This window comes from Gemmatimonas sp., from assembly GCF_044376735.1.
Taxonomy (GTDB): domain Bacteria; phylum Gemmatimonadota; class Gemmatimonadetes; order Gemmatimonadales; family Gemmatimonadaceae; genus Gemmatimonas.
The window spans coordinates 56338-70165 of sequence record NZ_JBILKJ010000004.1 but is presented as its reverse complement, the minus strand read 5'-3'; the positions used below and the strand labels follow the sequence as shown (position 1 = coordinate 70165).

The window sequence follows — 13828 nt, the reverse complement described above, 5'->3', positions numbered from 1 at the left end:
CGAGTCCGATGTTGGCTTCGGCACGCAGGAGAATCAGCTCCTCGTTCCGGATGATCGGGACCGGCGTGACGTTGGTGGGATACACGATCGGCCGCACGTTCGAGCTGATGCCCTGCGTGGCCAGATTGACCGTGCCGACCACGGCCTTGGCGGTGGCCCGCAGGTCGCGCGAACCATCGGTGCGCAGGCGCGCTTCGGTGAGGAACTCCGGTACCGCCACGATGGCCCGAGGAGCCGGGTCGAACAGCGGATTCACCGCGTCACCCGACGCCGTGCTGTACACATGGTACACGCCGGTGGCGAAGCCAGCGGTGGTGCCGGCCGTGGTGCTGATGAACGATTCGTTCAGCGCCGTGAGGGCTTCGGCCCAACGACCGCGGTACACCTCGAGGCGGGCCTTGAGGCCACGGTTGACGCGCAGGAAGTTCGCCGGTGTGTTGAAGCCGGTGAATCCGGTGGTCAGCGTGAACGGGAACGCCGTGCCGGCGGCGGCGAGATCAGTGCGTGCCTCGTCGAACAGCGCGGCGGTCTTCGTGTACGCTTCGTCGCGGGTGATGAACGCGCCCTGCACGGTGGGATCCTTCGGCACCTCGAACACGAGGCCGAAGGTGTCACGCACGCGCAGCTGGTTCAGGTACTCGAGCGCCATGAATGTCTTCACGAAGCCCTTCACACCGCTCTTCTGCGCTGCGGTGTAATCGGGTACGGCGTCCACGACATCGAGAATCGTGTAGGCCGTACGCAGATTGCGGTACGAGTTGGACCAACCGGCGTCGGTGCCGAAGCCACCCGGCTCCAGCGGCCCGATGAGGAGGGCGAGCACATTGCGCGGCTCGGCGCCGTCGAGATTCATGATCTCGCGGCCGAAGATGCCGAGGGTGCTGGCCCACGTGCCGGCGCCGGAGCGCGCGCCAGCCAGGACGCCGGCCACGGTCGTGTTTACCGTTGCGGCGTTGGGTGAGCCTTCCAGCTGCGACGTGTTGGGGCTGTTGAAATTCGCGATGTCAGCCGACTGACAGGCGACGATGCTGGCACAGGCGGCTGCGAACAACAGCGTGCGCGCCTGGCGATGACGGAATGTGGTCATGGTCAGAAGTCCAGGCTGAAGTTGAGCCAGTAGCTACGGCTGGCGGGATACGCCGCGAGTTCGCGGTTACGCTGAATGGCGTCGGGCACGCCGCCCGCGCCGAAGTTCTGCGCTTCCGGATCGCCACCGCGGAACTTGGTCCACCAGTACAGGTTGCGTCCGCTCAACGAGAGCTTGGCGCCGCTGGCGCCGGCCCACGTCTTGGCGACCCACTTTTGCGGGATGTCCCACGTGAGGGTGACTTCGCGCAGCTTCACGTACGATGCATCCTGATAGAAGATGCGCGTGACCTGCAGGTAGCTGGTGCGCCGCACTTCGCCGAGCTTTCGGCCCAAGGCGTCGAGCTCGTCGTAGTCGCGCGAGTTCTGGCCGAGGTCGTAGTGACGCCACGTGCCGTTGGCGAGCATGCCGCCCTTCTGCTGGTCGAGCAGCGCGTACAGCGACAGGCTCTTGAAGCGCACTTCGTTACTGAGGCCCGCACTCCACAGCGGGTTGCCGTCGCCCATCAGCACGGGCACCACCACGCGTCCACCAGCCTGCGGCAGCGTGTCGTTGCCGAACAGCTGCGTGGCCGACTTGCCTTGCTCGATGCGCACGGCGCCCGTCTGCAACGTGCCGAGGAGGAACGGCGCAACGGGAAGGCTCGTGACCTTGGAGCGGTTGGTGCCCCAGTTGAGGCGCGCATTCCAGCCCCACGTGGGCGTCTGGATCGGGAATGCGTTGATCGAGACTTCGGCACCGGTCACCTGCATCGCGGCGCCGTTCGACGTCTCGCTGTTGAAGCCCGAGGTGGGTGCCAGCGTGCGCGTGATGAGCAGATCGGAGATGTTGCGACGGAAGCCCGTGACCGCGAACGTGCCGCGATTGCGGAATACATTCAGGTCGAGACCCGCTTCGATTTCACGCTGGCGCTCGGGGCGCAGGTCGGACGATGCGCGCACACTGCCGACGCGGAAGGCGCCGAGTCCACCGACGCTCGACAGATCGAGATTCGTGAACTTCTGGCCGTAGAGCGGCTGGTTGCCCGTTTCGCCGTACGCGAGGCGGATCTTCGCTTCGTCCACCAGGCCGGGGGCGAGATCGGTGAAGCGGTACGACGTGGCGGCCTTCGGGAAGAGGAAGAACTTCTTCACGTCGCCGTTGTTGCTGCTGCGGTCGGCGCGGGCACCGGCCGTGAACAGCAGCTTGTCGCGCCACAACATTTCCGTCTGCGCGAAGACACCGAAGTCTTCCACGGCCAGGCGCGACTCGTCGACGTCGCGCACCGTACCCGACGTTACGACTTCGAGACCGCCCAGCAGATTCTGCGCCGAGGCGCGCGTCTGATTCAGGTCACGCTCTTCGAACTGCGTGCCGAGCTGCGACGTGATCTTGAGCGACGACTGCGGCGTCCATCCGTGCACGAGATTCAGGTTCAGGTTGCGCTGAATGTTCGTGGTCTTCGAGTTGGCCGACGTTCCCGGCAGCCCATCCACTGGCTCGAACTGCAGCGTGGGTGGTGAGTAGATCAGGTTCGACTGATTCAGCAGGTCGACGCCGCCGTAGGCGATGAACTGCAGCGTGTTCTTGTCGCTCGCGAGCAGGTCGGCGGTGAGGCGCGACGTGGTGATGTTGCGCCACACGTTCTCGCCGTTCTTGAACTGGTCGATCGTCTGCAGCGGGTTGGACGGGTAGAACTGGTTCACCGGCCACGTGCCGTCGGGGCGGCGGCGCAGGTCGAGGAAGCTCGGGATCTTCGTCAGCGTATAGGCGATCGAGTTGCCGGCGTTGTCGTTGCCGAACAGGCCGCGATCGTTCGCATTGTTCAGGATCTCGTTGCCGACCTGCAGATTGAGACGCTTCGAGATGCGCTGGTCGAGGTTGATGCGGGCGCTGGTCTTGCGGGCAAAGGTGTTCTCGACGATGCCTTCTTCATTGCGCCGGCTGATCGACATGAAGTACTTGGTGTCGTCGCTGCCGCCGCTCACGTTGAGCGACACGTCGGAGTTCATCGGCGTGTTGCCGTAGGCCAGCGACTCGTAGTCGAGTACGCGGTTGGCGTCGTAGAACGGTGCAATGCCGGCGCCGAACACGGTCACGGCATCGGCCACCGAGTTGAACTTGCGTGAGCCGTTGCGGTAGGCGAGTTCCGACGTGCCACCGCCCAGACGCAGCGAGAACTTCGGCTTGCCGGCGCGTCCACGCTTGGTGGTGATGATGATGACACCGCCCGATGCCTTCGAGCCATAGATGGCCGCGGCGGCCGATCCCTTCAGGATGTCGACGTTCTCGATGTCGTTCGGATTGAGGTCGGCGATGCGGTTGACCGGATTCTCCTGGTTGCCCACGGAGATGCCGGTGCCCGCGGCGCGCGTGACCTTATTCGTGCCGGAGCCGATCGATACGTCGGAGACGATGACACCGTCGATGACGTACAGCGGCTGGGCGGATCCGAGAATGGAGGAGATGCCGCGGATGCGGATGCGATTGCCGCCACCGGGGGCGCCGGTGGACTGCGAGATCTGCGCACCGGCGATCTTGCCCTGGAACGCATTCTCGATGGACTGCGCCGACACCTTGTTCACGTCGGCCCCGCTCACGGTGGCCACATCATTGGCGAGGTTGCGGCGCGAGATGCCGGTGGCCTGACCCGTCACCACGACCTGATCGAGATTGAGCACGTCCTTCTTGAGCATGATCTCGACGCTGCTCTGCGACGCACCCACGGTGATGCGGGTCATGGGGTAGCCGAGGCGACGCACCATGAGGACCACCTCGCGGGCGGGCACGTTCACGAGGGTGAACGAGCCGTCGTCACGCGACAGCGCACCGATAGCAGTGCCGGTGACCTGCAGTTGTGCTGCGGTGATGGGTGCTCGCGATCCTTCTTCGAGCACTTTGCCGCTGATCGTGCGCGTTTGCGCGGCGAGCGGGGCGGATAAGAGCGCGAGGGCTGCGGCGAGCAGGCCTCCGCGCGCGAATACTCCGGTCATCAGGACGTTCTCCAGTGTGAGGGGCGGTGAGCGAAGCTACGGCGTTGCTGAGGGTGTCGCTAGCGACGGGGAGTATGAACGGCCAACGGCTAACGGCCAACGGCTTAGTGTGCAGGAAGGAGGGTGTCGGGAAGGAGGAAGCAGGTGCACTGCGCGCCGTTGCTGCCTCCTCCTTCCTGACACTCTCCTCCCTGCTTCCTAGGCGTTTGGCGGTTCCCCGTCAGTCGTACCACCCCTGCAGGAACCACTGCGTACCGGCTTCGTGGTACGGCAGCAGTTCGCCTTCACCCTCCGCCACGCACCGCCAGTAATCACGGGCGTACGTATCAGCACGCCACCAGTCGCCGCTCAACCGTTCGGGGCCGTAGGCGGTGGCGAGCGACAGGCGTCGGCCGTTCGGCCGCACGATCGTGGCGTGCCCCATCCGTGACGCGGATGTGACCGCGTCGTGAAGGAATGCTCGGGAGCGCGCGCTATCCACCTCGTGCCTGCTGGTGTCACGAGTCTTTCGGCCACCGCATGGCGCCTTCGGGTCGCCCGCGCCATCCAGTTTTGCGCGCGTCAGCGGCCGTACGACTTCACCCGACCCCCGCTCATGGCTCCCGACACGCGTCCGCGCCGGTGCTCGCTGATGGTTCTCCGTTCGCTTCTCCACCGTACGCCCGTGGTTTGGGTTGCGGTCGCTACGACGCTGCTGTCGACGGGGCTTTCGCCTCGGATGCTCCGCGGCCAATCGGCGGCAGCCACCATCGATGGCATTGTCACGAACGAGGCTGGTCGCCCCATTGCCAACGCCGCCGTCATGGCGCGCAACAGTGCCACGGGATTTGAAGCGCAGGCACGCGCGGACGCGGCGGGCCGCTTCACCATGCGTCAGCTCCCGCTGGGAGGTCCGTATCTGGTGACGGTGCGTGCGATTGGCCACCGCGCCGAGCAGCGGACCGGTATCGAACTCGCGTTGAACGACCGGGTGTCTTTGTCGTTTCGGCTGACGGTCACCGCGACCGAGCTGGCACCGCTCGTGGTGGCGGCAGATGCCTCCAACGCGCGGATCAAGCGGGTGGGAGCGAGCACGCTGGTCTCGGCCAACGACGTCAAAACGCTGCCGGTGGCTAATCGGGATTTCACGAATCTCACCGCCATCACCCCCTTGGCGTCTGGCACCAATCTCGGCGGGGCCAAGGGGACATCGACGTCCTTTCAGGTGGACGGTGCTTCCGTACGTCAGAACCGTACGGGCGTTGCCGACGCCGGCGGCGGTGCCGTCATGACAATCGAAGCTATCCGCGAATTTGAAGTCGCGACGAACGACTATGACGTCGTGCAGGGGCGGCAAGGCGGCGGCGCGATTACCGCGGCCACGAAATTCGGTACGAATAGCTTTGAAGGTTCGGCCTTCACCTTTCACCGGAATGAGGCGTTGACGACGGCCAACTACATCGACCGGCCCGCCGATGAGTTTTCGCTGTATCAGTATGGCGGCAGCGCGGGTGGCCCGCTGGTGCGTGACCGGCTGCACTTCTTCGTGGCGGGCGAACGCCGCGAGCAGACCTCGCCGTCGGTGCTCTTCGATCTGCGCAGCCTGGCGGACGAGAAGGCTTCGCTGATTGCCAAGGATTCGCTCACGCGGTTCCTCGACATCATTGGTCGGGTGTACGGCACGAACACGGCGGCGCAGCAGGTCGGCAGCTTCACGCTCCCGGTGACCAACGACCTGCTCTTCACCCGTCTCGACTGGCAGATGTCGTCGAAGCATCGCCTGACGTTCCGGAATAACTACATCGCGTTCGACGGCGGTGATCTCACGGGCCCCGGCCCCGGCATCTACGAGGCGAAGGGGCGCGAGACGCAGCGCACCAATACGGCGGCGCTCGCCCTGCGCTCGACGCTCTCGTCGCGTCTCCTCAACGAAGCCACGCTGCAGTACACCGACATCGCGGTCGCGCGGACCCCGAACGCCGGCTACCTGCCCGTGGGTCTCGTGCGCGTGCGTTCGACGCTCAGCGACGGCACTGCTACCAACCGACAGCTGCAGTTCGGCGGCAATCGGAACATGCCCGCCAACCTTCCCGAGCGTCAGCTCCAGCTGATCAACCGGTCCATCCTCGAACTGGGGAAGGCCACGGTCACCGTGGGTACCGACAACCTGCTCACGGTGTACACCGACGAATTCGTGGCGCAGGAGCAGCTGGGGCGGTTCGAATTCAATAGTCTCGCCGAATTGGAGACGCTGCGGCCAAACCGGTTCGTCCGGCAGGTCCCGCTGCTCACCGAGTTTCCGTCGGTCGATCAGACGATGCTCGATGCCTCGCTCTTCGGGCAGGTGGAGTTTCGCCCGCATCCGCGCCTCACGGCGAATCTGGGCGTGCGCTATGACGTATCGTTCGCCATGAAGGACGCCGGGTACAATCGTGTGGCCGACAGCACCCTCGGGATTCGCACGGACACGCCGATGCCGGTGGACTGGAACAACGTGCTGCCGCGCGCGCAGATCACGTGGGACGTGCGGGGCGATGGCCGCGAGGTCGTACGGATCGGTGGCGGCGCGTTCACGGCCAACTCGCATCATGCCCCGTTCTACAACAGCATCCTCTTCAACGGAACGCAGCTCGCCGACATCAACGTGACGGGCGCGACGATCCCACGGCCCGACTACGCGTCGTACCGCGCCGACCCGACGACGATTCCCGGCGTGCCGGCCGGAATCACCGCCGCGCCCGCACAGATCGAGATGATCGGGCAGGACTATCAGCTGCCCTTCACGTGGAAGGCCAATGTGGCTTACAGCCGCACGGTGCTGGACCGCCTCACGCTCGGGCTGAACGCGGTGTGGAGTCGCACCGCCAATAACTATCAGATCTTCAACCGGAATCTGGTGGCGCAGCCGTACTTCACGATCGAAGGGGGACGCCCGGTGTATGTGCCGGCCGCGAGTATCCCGACGACGGGCGTCGTCAACGCCGTCAGCAACCGCATCACGCAGGCGGTCGCGGAGGTGTTCGAACTCACGTCGCTGGGGCGCGCGGAACAGAAGGGGATCGTGTTCGAGGCCGGCCTACGTCTGCCGCGCCGGAGCTCCATCAACGCCTCCTTCTCGATCAGCGACGCGCGGGATAACAACGCGTGGAACTGTTGCCTCAGCGGCACCTCGGCCAACATGCCGGTGAAGGGCGACCCGCGCGATATCGACTCAGCGTGGGGAACCTCGCTATGGAATGTCGGGCAGAAAGCCATCGTCTATGGGACGCTGCCCTCGCTGTGGGGCTTCCAGGTGAGTGGGCGGTACGTCGGGTCGTCCGGGTCTCCGTACTCGTTGCTGGTGAATGCCGATATCAACGGGGATGGGGTGCTGGTGAATGATCTGGCCTTTGTGTTCGACCCGGACAGCCCATCGACACCGGCCGCCGTGGCGACGTCGATGCGCAAGGTGCTGAGCAATCCCTCCAACCTGGCGGCTGCGTGCATCCGCTCGCAGCTCGGCCGGATCGCCGACCGAACGGCATGCCGGTCGCCGTGGGAAGGACGGATCGACATGCGGGTGTCCAAGACGGTGAATACGTGGCGCGGTCAGAGCATCGAGTTCATGGTGGACGTGTTCAACGTGGCCAGTCTGCTTAACCGTGATTGGGGCGGCAGTTACACCATCGGCGACATCAATCTGATGACCGTCAGCGGCTTCAACCGCACGACGCAGCGCTTCGATTACGCGATCAACGAATCGGCCGGTGCCATCCGCAAGGGGGGAACGCCGTACCAGATCCAGCTCGGCGCCCGCTACGGATTCTGAGGCCATCATGACATCCTCGTCGTTCGAACAGCGGCTGCGCGATGGACGCGTGACGCGCCGTGAACTGCTCGCGTTGGGTGGCGGCTTCGCCGGCTTGCTGGCCTTTGGCGCCAGCCCGGTGGCGGCGTGGGCGTCGCGCCCACTGCCACGTGGTGGTGTGCGTGGCGCGTATCCGTTCACCTTGGGTGTCGCCTCGGGTGATCCGATCGATACGGGGGTGGTGCTCTGGACGCGGCTCGCGCCCAATCCATTGTTGGGCGGGGGCATGTCCGACGCACCGGTCACGGTGCGTTGGGAAATCGCGACGGACGACGGCTTCCGTCGCGTCGTGCAACGCGGGGATGTGGTCGCGCGCTCGGCGATGGGGCACGCCGTCCATGTCGAAGTGGATGGCCTCGAGCCTGCGCGCCACTACTGGTATCGCTTCATCGCCGGTGGCGAGACGAGTCCCATCGGCCGGACCCGTACGGCGCCGCGGCGTGGTGCCGTCGCGGCGGACATGTCGTTCGCGTTTACGTCCTGTCAGAACTACCAGGCCGGGTACTACTCGGCGCATCGGCATCTGGCGCAGGAAGCGGTGGATCTGGTCGTGCACCTTGGCGACTACATCTACGAAGGGGGCGTCGGGGCCAAGCAGCCGCGCCAGCACAACGGCCCCGAGATCACCACGCTCGAGGACTACCGGAACCGTTATGCGCTGTACAAGAGTGACCCGGATCTGCAGGCGGCCCACGCGGCCGCCCCGTGGGTGGTGACGTGGGATGATCACGAGGTGGACAACAATTACGCCGGTGATCATGAGGAGCATGGGGCGCCGCGCGACGCGTTCCTTATTCGTCGAGCGGCGGCGTATCAGGCGTTCTACGAACACATGCCATTGCGCCGTGCGGCCATGCCCGTCGGGCCGTCGCTGCAGCTGTATCGCCGGCTGTCGTTCGGGTCGCTGGTGCAGTTGGATGTGCTCGATACGCGTCAGCACAGAACACCGCAGCCGTGCAACGATGGGTTCGTGCTGCGCTGCGACGGGGCAATGGACCCGGGTGCCACGTTGCTTGGTGCAGCGCAGGAACGGTGGTTGCTGGACGGTCTCACGGCGGGGACCAGCACGTGGAATGTGATGGCGAATCAGGTGCCGTTCGTACCGGCCACGCGTCGGGTGGCGCCGGACGCCCGCGAGTGGAACGGTACGGGGACGCCGGCCTTGAGCATGGACAAGTGGGACGGCTATGCGGTGCAGCGGCAGCGGGTGCATGCGCATTTGCGCGACCACCGTGTGGCGAATCCGATCATCATCACCGGCGACGTGCACGTGAGCTGGGTTGCCGATGTGCCGGAGCGACTCGACGATCTGTCGTCGCGGCCGATTGGTACCGAGTTCGTGGGGACGTCGATCAGTTCCGGGGGCAACGGCGCGGCGAGCACGCCGGTCGGAGACGGCATGCTGGCGGATAATGCGCATCTGCACTTCTTCAACGGGCAGCGCGGGTATGCCCGGTGCCGGGTCACGCCGACGTCGTTTACCACCGAGTATCGGGTGGTGCCGTACGTGGATCGTGCCGATGCGCCGATCGCGACGGCGGCGGCGTTCACAGTAGAGGCCGGGCGACCGGGGGTGCATCGCGCGTAGTGGGTATTGAAGCGGTCGAGGGCGGAGTTCGTGGTCGACGTGAACGGCCAACTGCCAACGGCCTCCTAGGCCGTTGGCTGTTCGCCGTCAGTCGTACCACCCCTGCAGGAACCAATGCGAACCGGCTTCGTGGTACAGCAGCAGTTCGCCGTCATCATCAGTATTGCACCGCCAGTAGTCGCGGGCGTACGTATCGGCACGCCACCAGTCGCCGCTCAACCGTTCGGGGCCGTCGGCGGTGATGATCGATCGGCGTTGGCCGCGCCACCACACGGCGTCGGGGATGCCGTGCGGGGCTTCCACGTCTACCGTTTCCGGCGTGTCGAGCAACCGGAGCACGGCATCGGCGGTGGTGGGTGTGGGTGAGGTGGGTGTGAGCGGTGCGGGAATCGGCGCGGCACCGAGGGCCATGGCGTCGGCGCTGATCCAGCAACCGGTGTCTTCGGGGCGATGACTGTCGCCCGCTTCGGGGTGCACGACCACAGTGCCGGTGTTGTCGGGATCGAGCACCGCACGCAGGCGGGCGAACACGGCTTCGGCATTCATGGCCGCGTCGCGCCACGACGGGATCAGCAGGTCGCCTTGATCGGCGGCGAGTGGCGCGGTGGCGGGAATGCTGACGGTGACGCCGATGATCGGCGCGGGGATGTTCCACCGTTCGAGCAGGCTGCGGCATTGATCGAACAGCGGCTCGAGCCGCGCGAGCGGACGCGCGGGGCGTACTTCGCGCGTGATGGAGCGTTGGGGGATGCTGAGGAGGGATGCGGCCGAATGTTCCGCAACGGCCAACGGCGTAGGAGGCAGGAAGGAGGGTGTCAGGGAGGAGGAGGCAGGGGGGAACTCCTTCCTCCGTCCTGATTCCCTCCTCCCTGCTTCCTTCGTTGTCGTGTCGTCGGACGTTTCCGGCACGTGGACATGCCCGCGCATCTCGCTGCCGATGTCGTCGATGGGATACTGGCGGCCGGCGTCGAGCACGAGCGTGATCGCCACCGATGCCGCCGCGCGTCCGTCTTCCACACACTCGCGCAGCAGACGCTGCAGCTGCGCGCGCAACACGAACAGCACGGGCTCGGTGCTCTCCACCGCCGCGGGCAACTCCACAGTCGCACTGCGCACGGCGTCCACGCGCACGAGTCCCGGTCGACGGGGATCGTGGCCGTGGGCGAGCCGCCACGCGGTGAGGCCGCCGGGGCCCCAGCGTTTCTCGATATCGCCGGCGTCGAGGGACGCCAGCGCGCCCACCGTGCGCAGGCCGAGCGACTGCAACGCGTCGCGGAGATCCTCGTCCATCGGGACCAGTCCCAACGGCGCCGGCGCGAGATACTGGGCGCACTGTCCGGCGGGGATGATCGTGATGCCGTCGGGGAGGACGAGGGGGTCGGCTTCACGCACGGTCCGACGGTGCGCGCGCGGCGCCCAGGTGGCCGCGCGGGCGGCGACGCAGGAATCGGCGATGGCCACGCGGGCATCGGGGTGCCACTGCTGCGCGATGGCGAGCAGGGTGCGCGCGAGCTGCGCTTCGCCACCGACGGCATCGAAGCCGTTGGCACCGACCCACCACATGCCGGGGGCACCGGCGACCGGGGTGACCTGCGGACTGGCGGCCAGCAGTGCCGTGCTCGCGGCCAAGACGGCGTCGCGGATGGCGTGATCGTCCCACGGGCGCACGTCGAGATCGGCGCAGCAGGCGCGGGCTTCGGGGAGGAGCATACCGGCGCGTACCCCGGCGCGGCCGGCGGCGAGGGAGACGGCGCGGAGTTTGGTGTCGATGAGGAGGGCGCGGGGGGCGTTATCCCAGTGGGCTGTGGGCTTGGGGCTCTCGGCGCTCGGCCGTGGGCCGTGGGCTGTGGGCTGTGGGCTCGTGGCGTTTTGGGCGGCGGCTGTAGCTGGGGTCGGCGGCCCGGCGGCGGCCACGATAGCGCGTCCAGTCGCGGGTACGCTGGTCGCTTTCGCGGTCGCTGTGTTCCCGCGGCGGGAACGGGCGGTCGCTGCCGAGGGTGCTGGCGCCATCGGCAAACCCAGCGGCAAGGCGAGCTGGGTGTCCGGGAAGGTCAACTCCGTACAGGTCGCTCGCGGAGACGCCGAGTCCGCCCCAGGTGACGGGGTGTTCGGTGGGCTGGCCGGACTGTTCGGCGTCGCTGCTGTTGCTGCGGGCGGACCAGGGACGACGCGCGCTTCGCGCCACCCCGCGCCGATCGGGAATCTCGGAATGCGCACACACGCGACGCGCCATGACGACTGCACTGCTCACCTCGATGGACGGACTGCGACCCTGACTATTCCCCCCTTTCTCCACGGTCACCACAAACCGTCGCGACGCATCGGCGACGGTGGGTGGTTGCTCGGCTACCGCTTCACGTGATCGGGTGGGTCGTCGTCGCGTTGACAGCACGCGCATGGATGGCGGCATACTCGGCGTGGACGGCGGCATCGCGGCGATGCGCAGGCGCACCGTGCCGGCCAGTCGACTGGGACGCACCTCCCGCCCGCCGTCATGATGGGCAAGCACCACGCACGCCGCGTCGCGTTCACGCGCCAGCTGCGCCAGCCGCACGCCATGCACCCGCGACAACGGCGGGGCGCCGTCGATGACCACCAGCGCGAACACGCCACTGCGCAGCAGCAGATCGGCGGTCCACGCACTGCGTTTGGTATCGGGCGGACGGATCACCACGAAGCGCGCACCGAGCGCGGTGAACGGGGCTGGCGCGAGCGTACGCGTGGCGTCGATCCACGCCACCCACGCGCCGGTGTGCAGCACGTGGGTCACGAGGCGCCGCAGCAGCGCCGTTTTCCCGACCGCCAATGGGCCGCTGATTTCCGTGACGCGCCCCCGCGGGATGCCGCCCCCCAGCGCCCGGTCCAGCTGGGCCAGCCCCGTGCTCCACGGGCCACTGGCCTGCCGCCCACTGGCGACCACCGCCTGCAGCTGGTCGCGCAGGAGGGTGAGGTCGGGCGGGGCCGGGGTCCTTTCCGGTTCGGCGGGGGCGATGGCAGGCAAGGCAGTCATACCGAATAAATACCGAAAACAAAAGACGACGGGAAGAGCGAGGTCCCCGTCGCTCGAAGGCTACCCTCGGCAGCATGGTGCACCCTGAATGATACCGAATAAACACCGAAATTGCAAGGCGGTACGGCCTGTCTGCTCCGTGACCGGGAGATTCCCGCCGCAGTCATTGTGTGCCGCCACGACGCACCCTAGTCTAGAGCAACATGCCCGCTCTGTCCGACATCGAAATTCAGCGCGGCCTCGGCGCGCTGCCAGGCTGGTCGCGCAAGGGCGACACGCTCGTGAAGAGCTATCACTTCGCGACGTTCCCCGCGGGCGTGGCCTTCATTGCGCAGGTGGCCGACATCGCCGAAGCGATGGAGCACCACCCCGATATCGATATCCGCTACACCAAGGTGCACTTCTCGCTCACCACGCACGACGCGGGCGGGATCACGCCGAAGGATTTCGAGCTCGCGCGCGCGATCGAGGAGCTAGCGGCGGCGTAGGCGCCGCCTCGCTCAGTTGATCTTCCGCAGCGTCACGCTGCCGTTCACGGTGCTGGCGCGCAGTCGGGTGGAGCCATTGCCCACCGTACCGCGAATGCGCCGCGGGGAGAGCGTGCCGGACATCGTAATCGGAAAATCCGTCGACACGCGACCGTTCACGGTGGACAGTTCGAGCTGCGCGCCGAAGGTGGCGGGCAGCTCGATCGTGATCGCGCCGTTCACGGCTTCGTAGTCGAGATCGGCGGCGCTGCCGAGTGAGCCCATCGACACGGTGATGCTGCCGTTCACGGTTTTGGCGCGCACCGGTCCGCCGGCGCTACGCGCCGTGATGCTGCCGTTCACGGTATGCGCATCCACTTCGTTGTTCACACCCGTCACTTCGACCCCACCGTTCACGGTGGACAGATCCACCCGCACGCCATCGGGCACGCGCACCGTGAAGCGCACCGATACATCGTTGCGGTCGTTCCACTTGGTGTGGCGGTCGGTGTGAATGCCGCTCTCGTCGCACCGCGAGCCTTCGCTGAACAGCGCGCACACGAGCAGGTCGTCGCCGATCTTCTTCTGCTCGATGCGCACGTCTGCCGGATTGCCGCGGCGCCAGCGCTTCTCGGCACGCACTTCCACACGGCCGTTGGTGCTGCGCTCCACCTCGATCCCGCCGTTGATGTTCTTGATCATCACGCGCCTCCCTGACGGGATCGTCCCCGACCACGTGAACGCATCGTCGCGCTGCGCGTCACGGTCGCGGTCGCGGTCCTGCGCCATAACGGGTGCGGCGACTGTCGCGGTGAGCAGCAGCGCAGCGGTCGTGGACCGAAGCGCGGTGCGGATACAGCAACGGCGTGAGAGCATGG

At 66.6% G+C, this 13828-nt stretch carries 9 protein-coding genes; 3 read left to right on the top strand and 6 right to left on the bottom strand.

Annotation, left to right across the window (positions count from 1 at the left end; all coding sequences use genetic code 11):
* The 3 genes from ACIRA7_RS01380 to ACIRA7_RS01370 form a co-directional block, all read right to left on the bottom strand.
* Positions 1-1087: RagB/SusD family nutrient uptake outer membrane protein (locus tag ACIRA7_RS01380; RefSeq protein WP_396218992.1), on the bottom strand; the 1087-nt coding region annotated here is incomplete at its 3' end.
* Positions 1088-1089: 2 nt separating this feature from the next.
* Complete coding sequence (locus tag ACIRA7_RS01375) at positions 1090-4059, bottom strand: SusC/RagA family TonB-linked outer membrane protein (RefSeq protein ID WP_396218991.1); 2970 nt, start codon at positions 4057-4059, stop codon at positions 1090-1092.
* A gap of 220 nt (positions 4060-4279) precedes the next feature.
* Positions 4280-4483, bottom strand: a complete 204-nt coding sequence (locus ACIRA7_RS01370; protein WP_396218990.1) for a hypothetical protein — start codon at positions 4481-4483, stop codon at positions 4280-4282.
* A 294-nt stretch (positions 4484-4777) separates the two neighbouring features.
* Here ACIRA7_RS01370 and ACIRA7_RS01365 point away from each other — a divergent pair, with 294 nt between their 5' ends.
* Positions 4778-7846 (top strand): carboxypeptidase regulatory-like domain-containing protein, encoded by a 3069-nt coding sequence (locus tag ACIRA7_RS01365; protein WP_396218989.1) that lies wholly within the window; start codon positions 4778-4780, stop codon positions 7844-7846.
* 7 nt (positions 7847-7853) lie between these two features.
* Positions 7854-9473, top strand: coding sequence for an alkaline phosphatase D family protein (locus ACIRA7_RS01360; protein WP_396218988.1), 1620 nt, complete (start codon positions 7854-7856; stop codon positions 9471-9473).
* 87 nt (positions 9474-9560) lie between these two features.
* Here ACIRA7_RS01360 and ACIRA7_RS01355 read toward each other — a convergent pair whose 3' ends face one another.
* Positions 9561-11183, bottom strand: a complete 1623-nt coding sequence (locus ACIRA7_RS01355) for a hypothetical protein (protein ID WP_396218987.1) — start codon at positions 11181-11183, stop codon at positions 9561-9563.
* 79 nt (positions 11184-11262) lie between these two features.
* The gene (locus ACIRA7_RS01350) at positions 11263-12483 is read right to left on the bottom strand and encodes a hypothetical protein (RefSeq protein ID WP_396218986.1); all 1221 of its coding nucleotides are present in this window, start codon (positions 12481-12483) and stop codon (positions 11263-11265) included.
* 203 nt (positions 12484-12686) lie between these two features.
* Between ACIRA7_RS01350 and ACIRA7_RS01345 the strand changes: the two genes are divergently transcribed.
* Positions 12687-12971 (top strand): 4a-hydroxytetrahydrobiopterin dehydratase, encoded by a 285-nt coding sequence (locus ACIRA7_RS01345; protein WP_396218985.1) that lies wholly within the window; start codon positions 12687-12689, stop codon positions 12969-12971.
* Positions 12972-12983: 12 nt separating this feature from the next.
* Here ACIRA7_RS01345 and ACIRA7_RS01340 read toward each other — a convergent pair whose 3' ends face one another.
* Positions 12984-13826: a DUF4097 family beta strand repeat-containing protein gene (locus ACIRA7_RS01340; protein WP_396218984.1), complete on the bottom strand. Its 843-nt coding sequence runs from the start codon at positions 13824-13826 to the stop codon at positions 12984-12986.
* Between the last annotated feature and the right edge of the window lie 2 nt (positions 13827-13828).

Excerpts from the sequence above, each read along its gene's own strand:
- ACIRA7_RS01375 (WP_396218991.1), bottom strand. The coding sequence starts at position 4,059 with ATGACCGGAGTATTCGCGCGCGGAGGCCTGCTCGCCGCAGCCCTCGCG.
- ACIRA7_RS01370 (WP_396218990.1), bottom strand. The coding sequence starts at position 4,483 with ATGGGGCACGCCACGATCGTGCGGCCGAACGGCCGACGCCTGTCGCTC.
- ACIRA7_RS01365 (WP_396218989.1), top strand. The coding sequence starts at position 4,778 with ATGCTCCGCGGCCAATCGGCGGCAGCCACCATCGATGGCATTGTCACG.
- ACIRA7_RS01360 (WP_396218988.1), top strand. The coding sequence starts at position 7,854 with ATGACATCCTCGTCGTTCGAACAGCGGCTGCGCGATGGACGCGTGACG.
- ACIRA7_RS01355 (WP_396218987.1), bottom strand. The coding sequence starts at position 11,183 with ATGCTCCTCCCCGAAGCCCGCGCCTGCTGCGCCGATCTCGACGTGCGC.
- ACIRA7_RS01350 (WP_396218986.1), bottom strand. The coding sequence starts at position 12,483 with ATGACTGCCTTGCCTGCCATCGCCCCCGCCGAACCGGAAAGGACCCCG.
- ACIRA7_RS01345 (WP_396218985.1), top strand. The coding sequence starts at position 12,687 with ATGCCCGCTCTGTCCGACATCGAAATTCAGCGCGGCCTCGGCGCGCTG.
- ACIRA7_RS01340 (WP_396218984.1), bottom strand. The coding sequence starts at position 13,826 with ATGCTCTCACGCCGTTGCTGTATCCGCACCGCGCTTCGGTCCACGACC.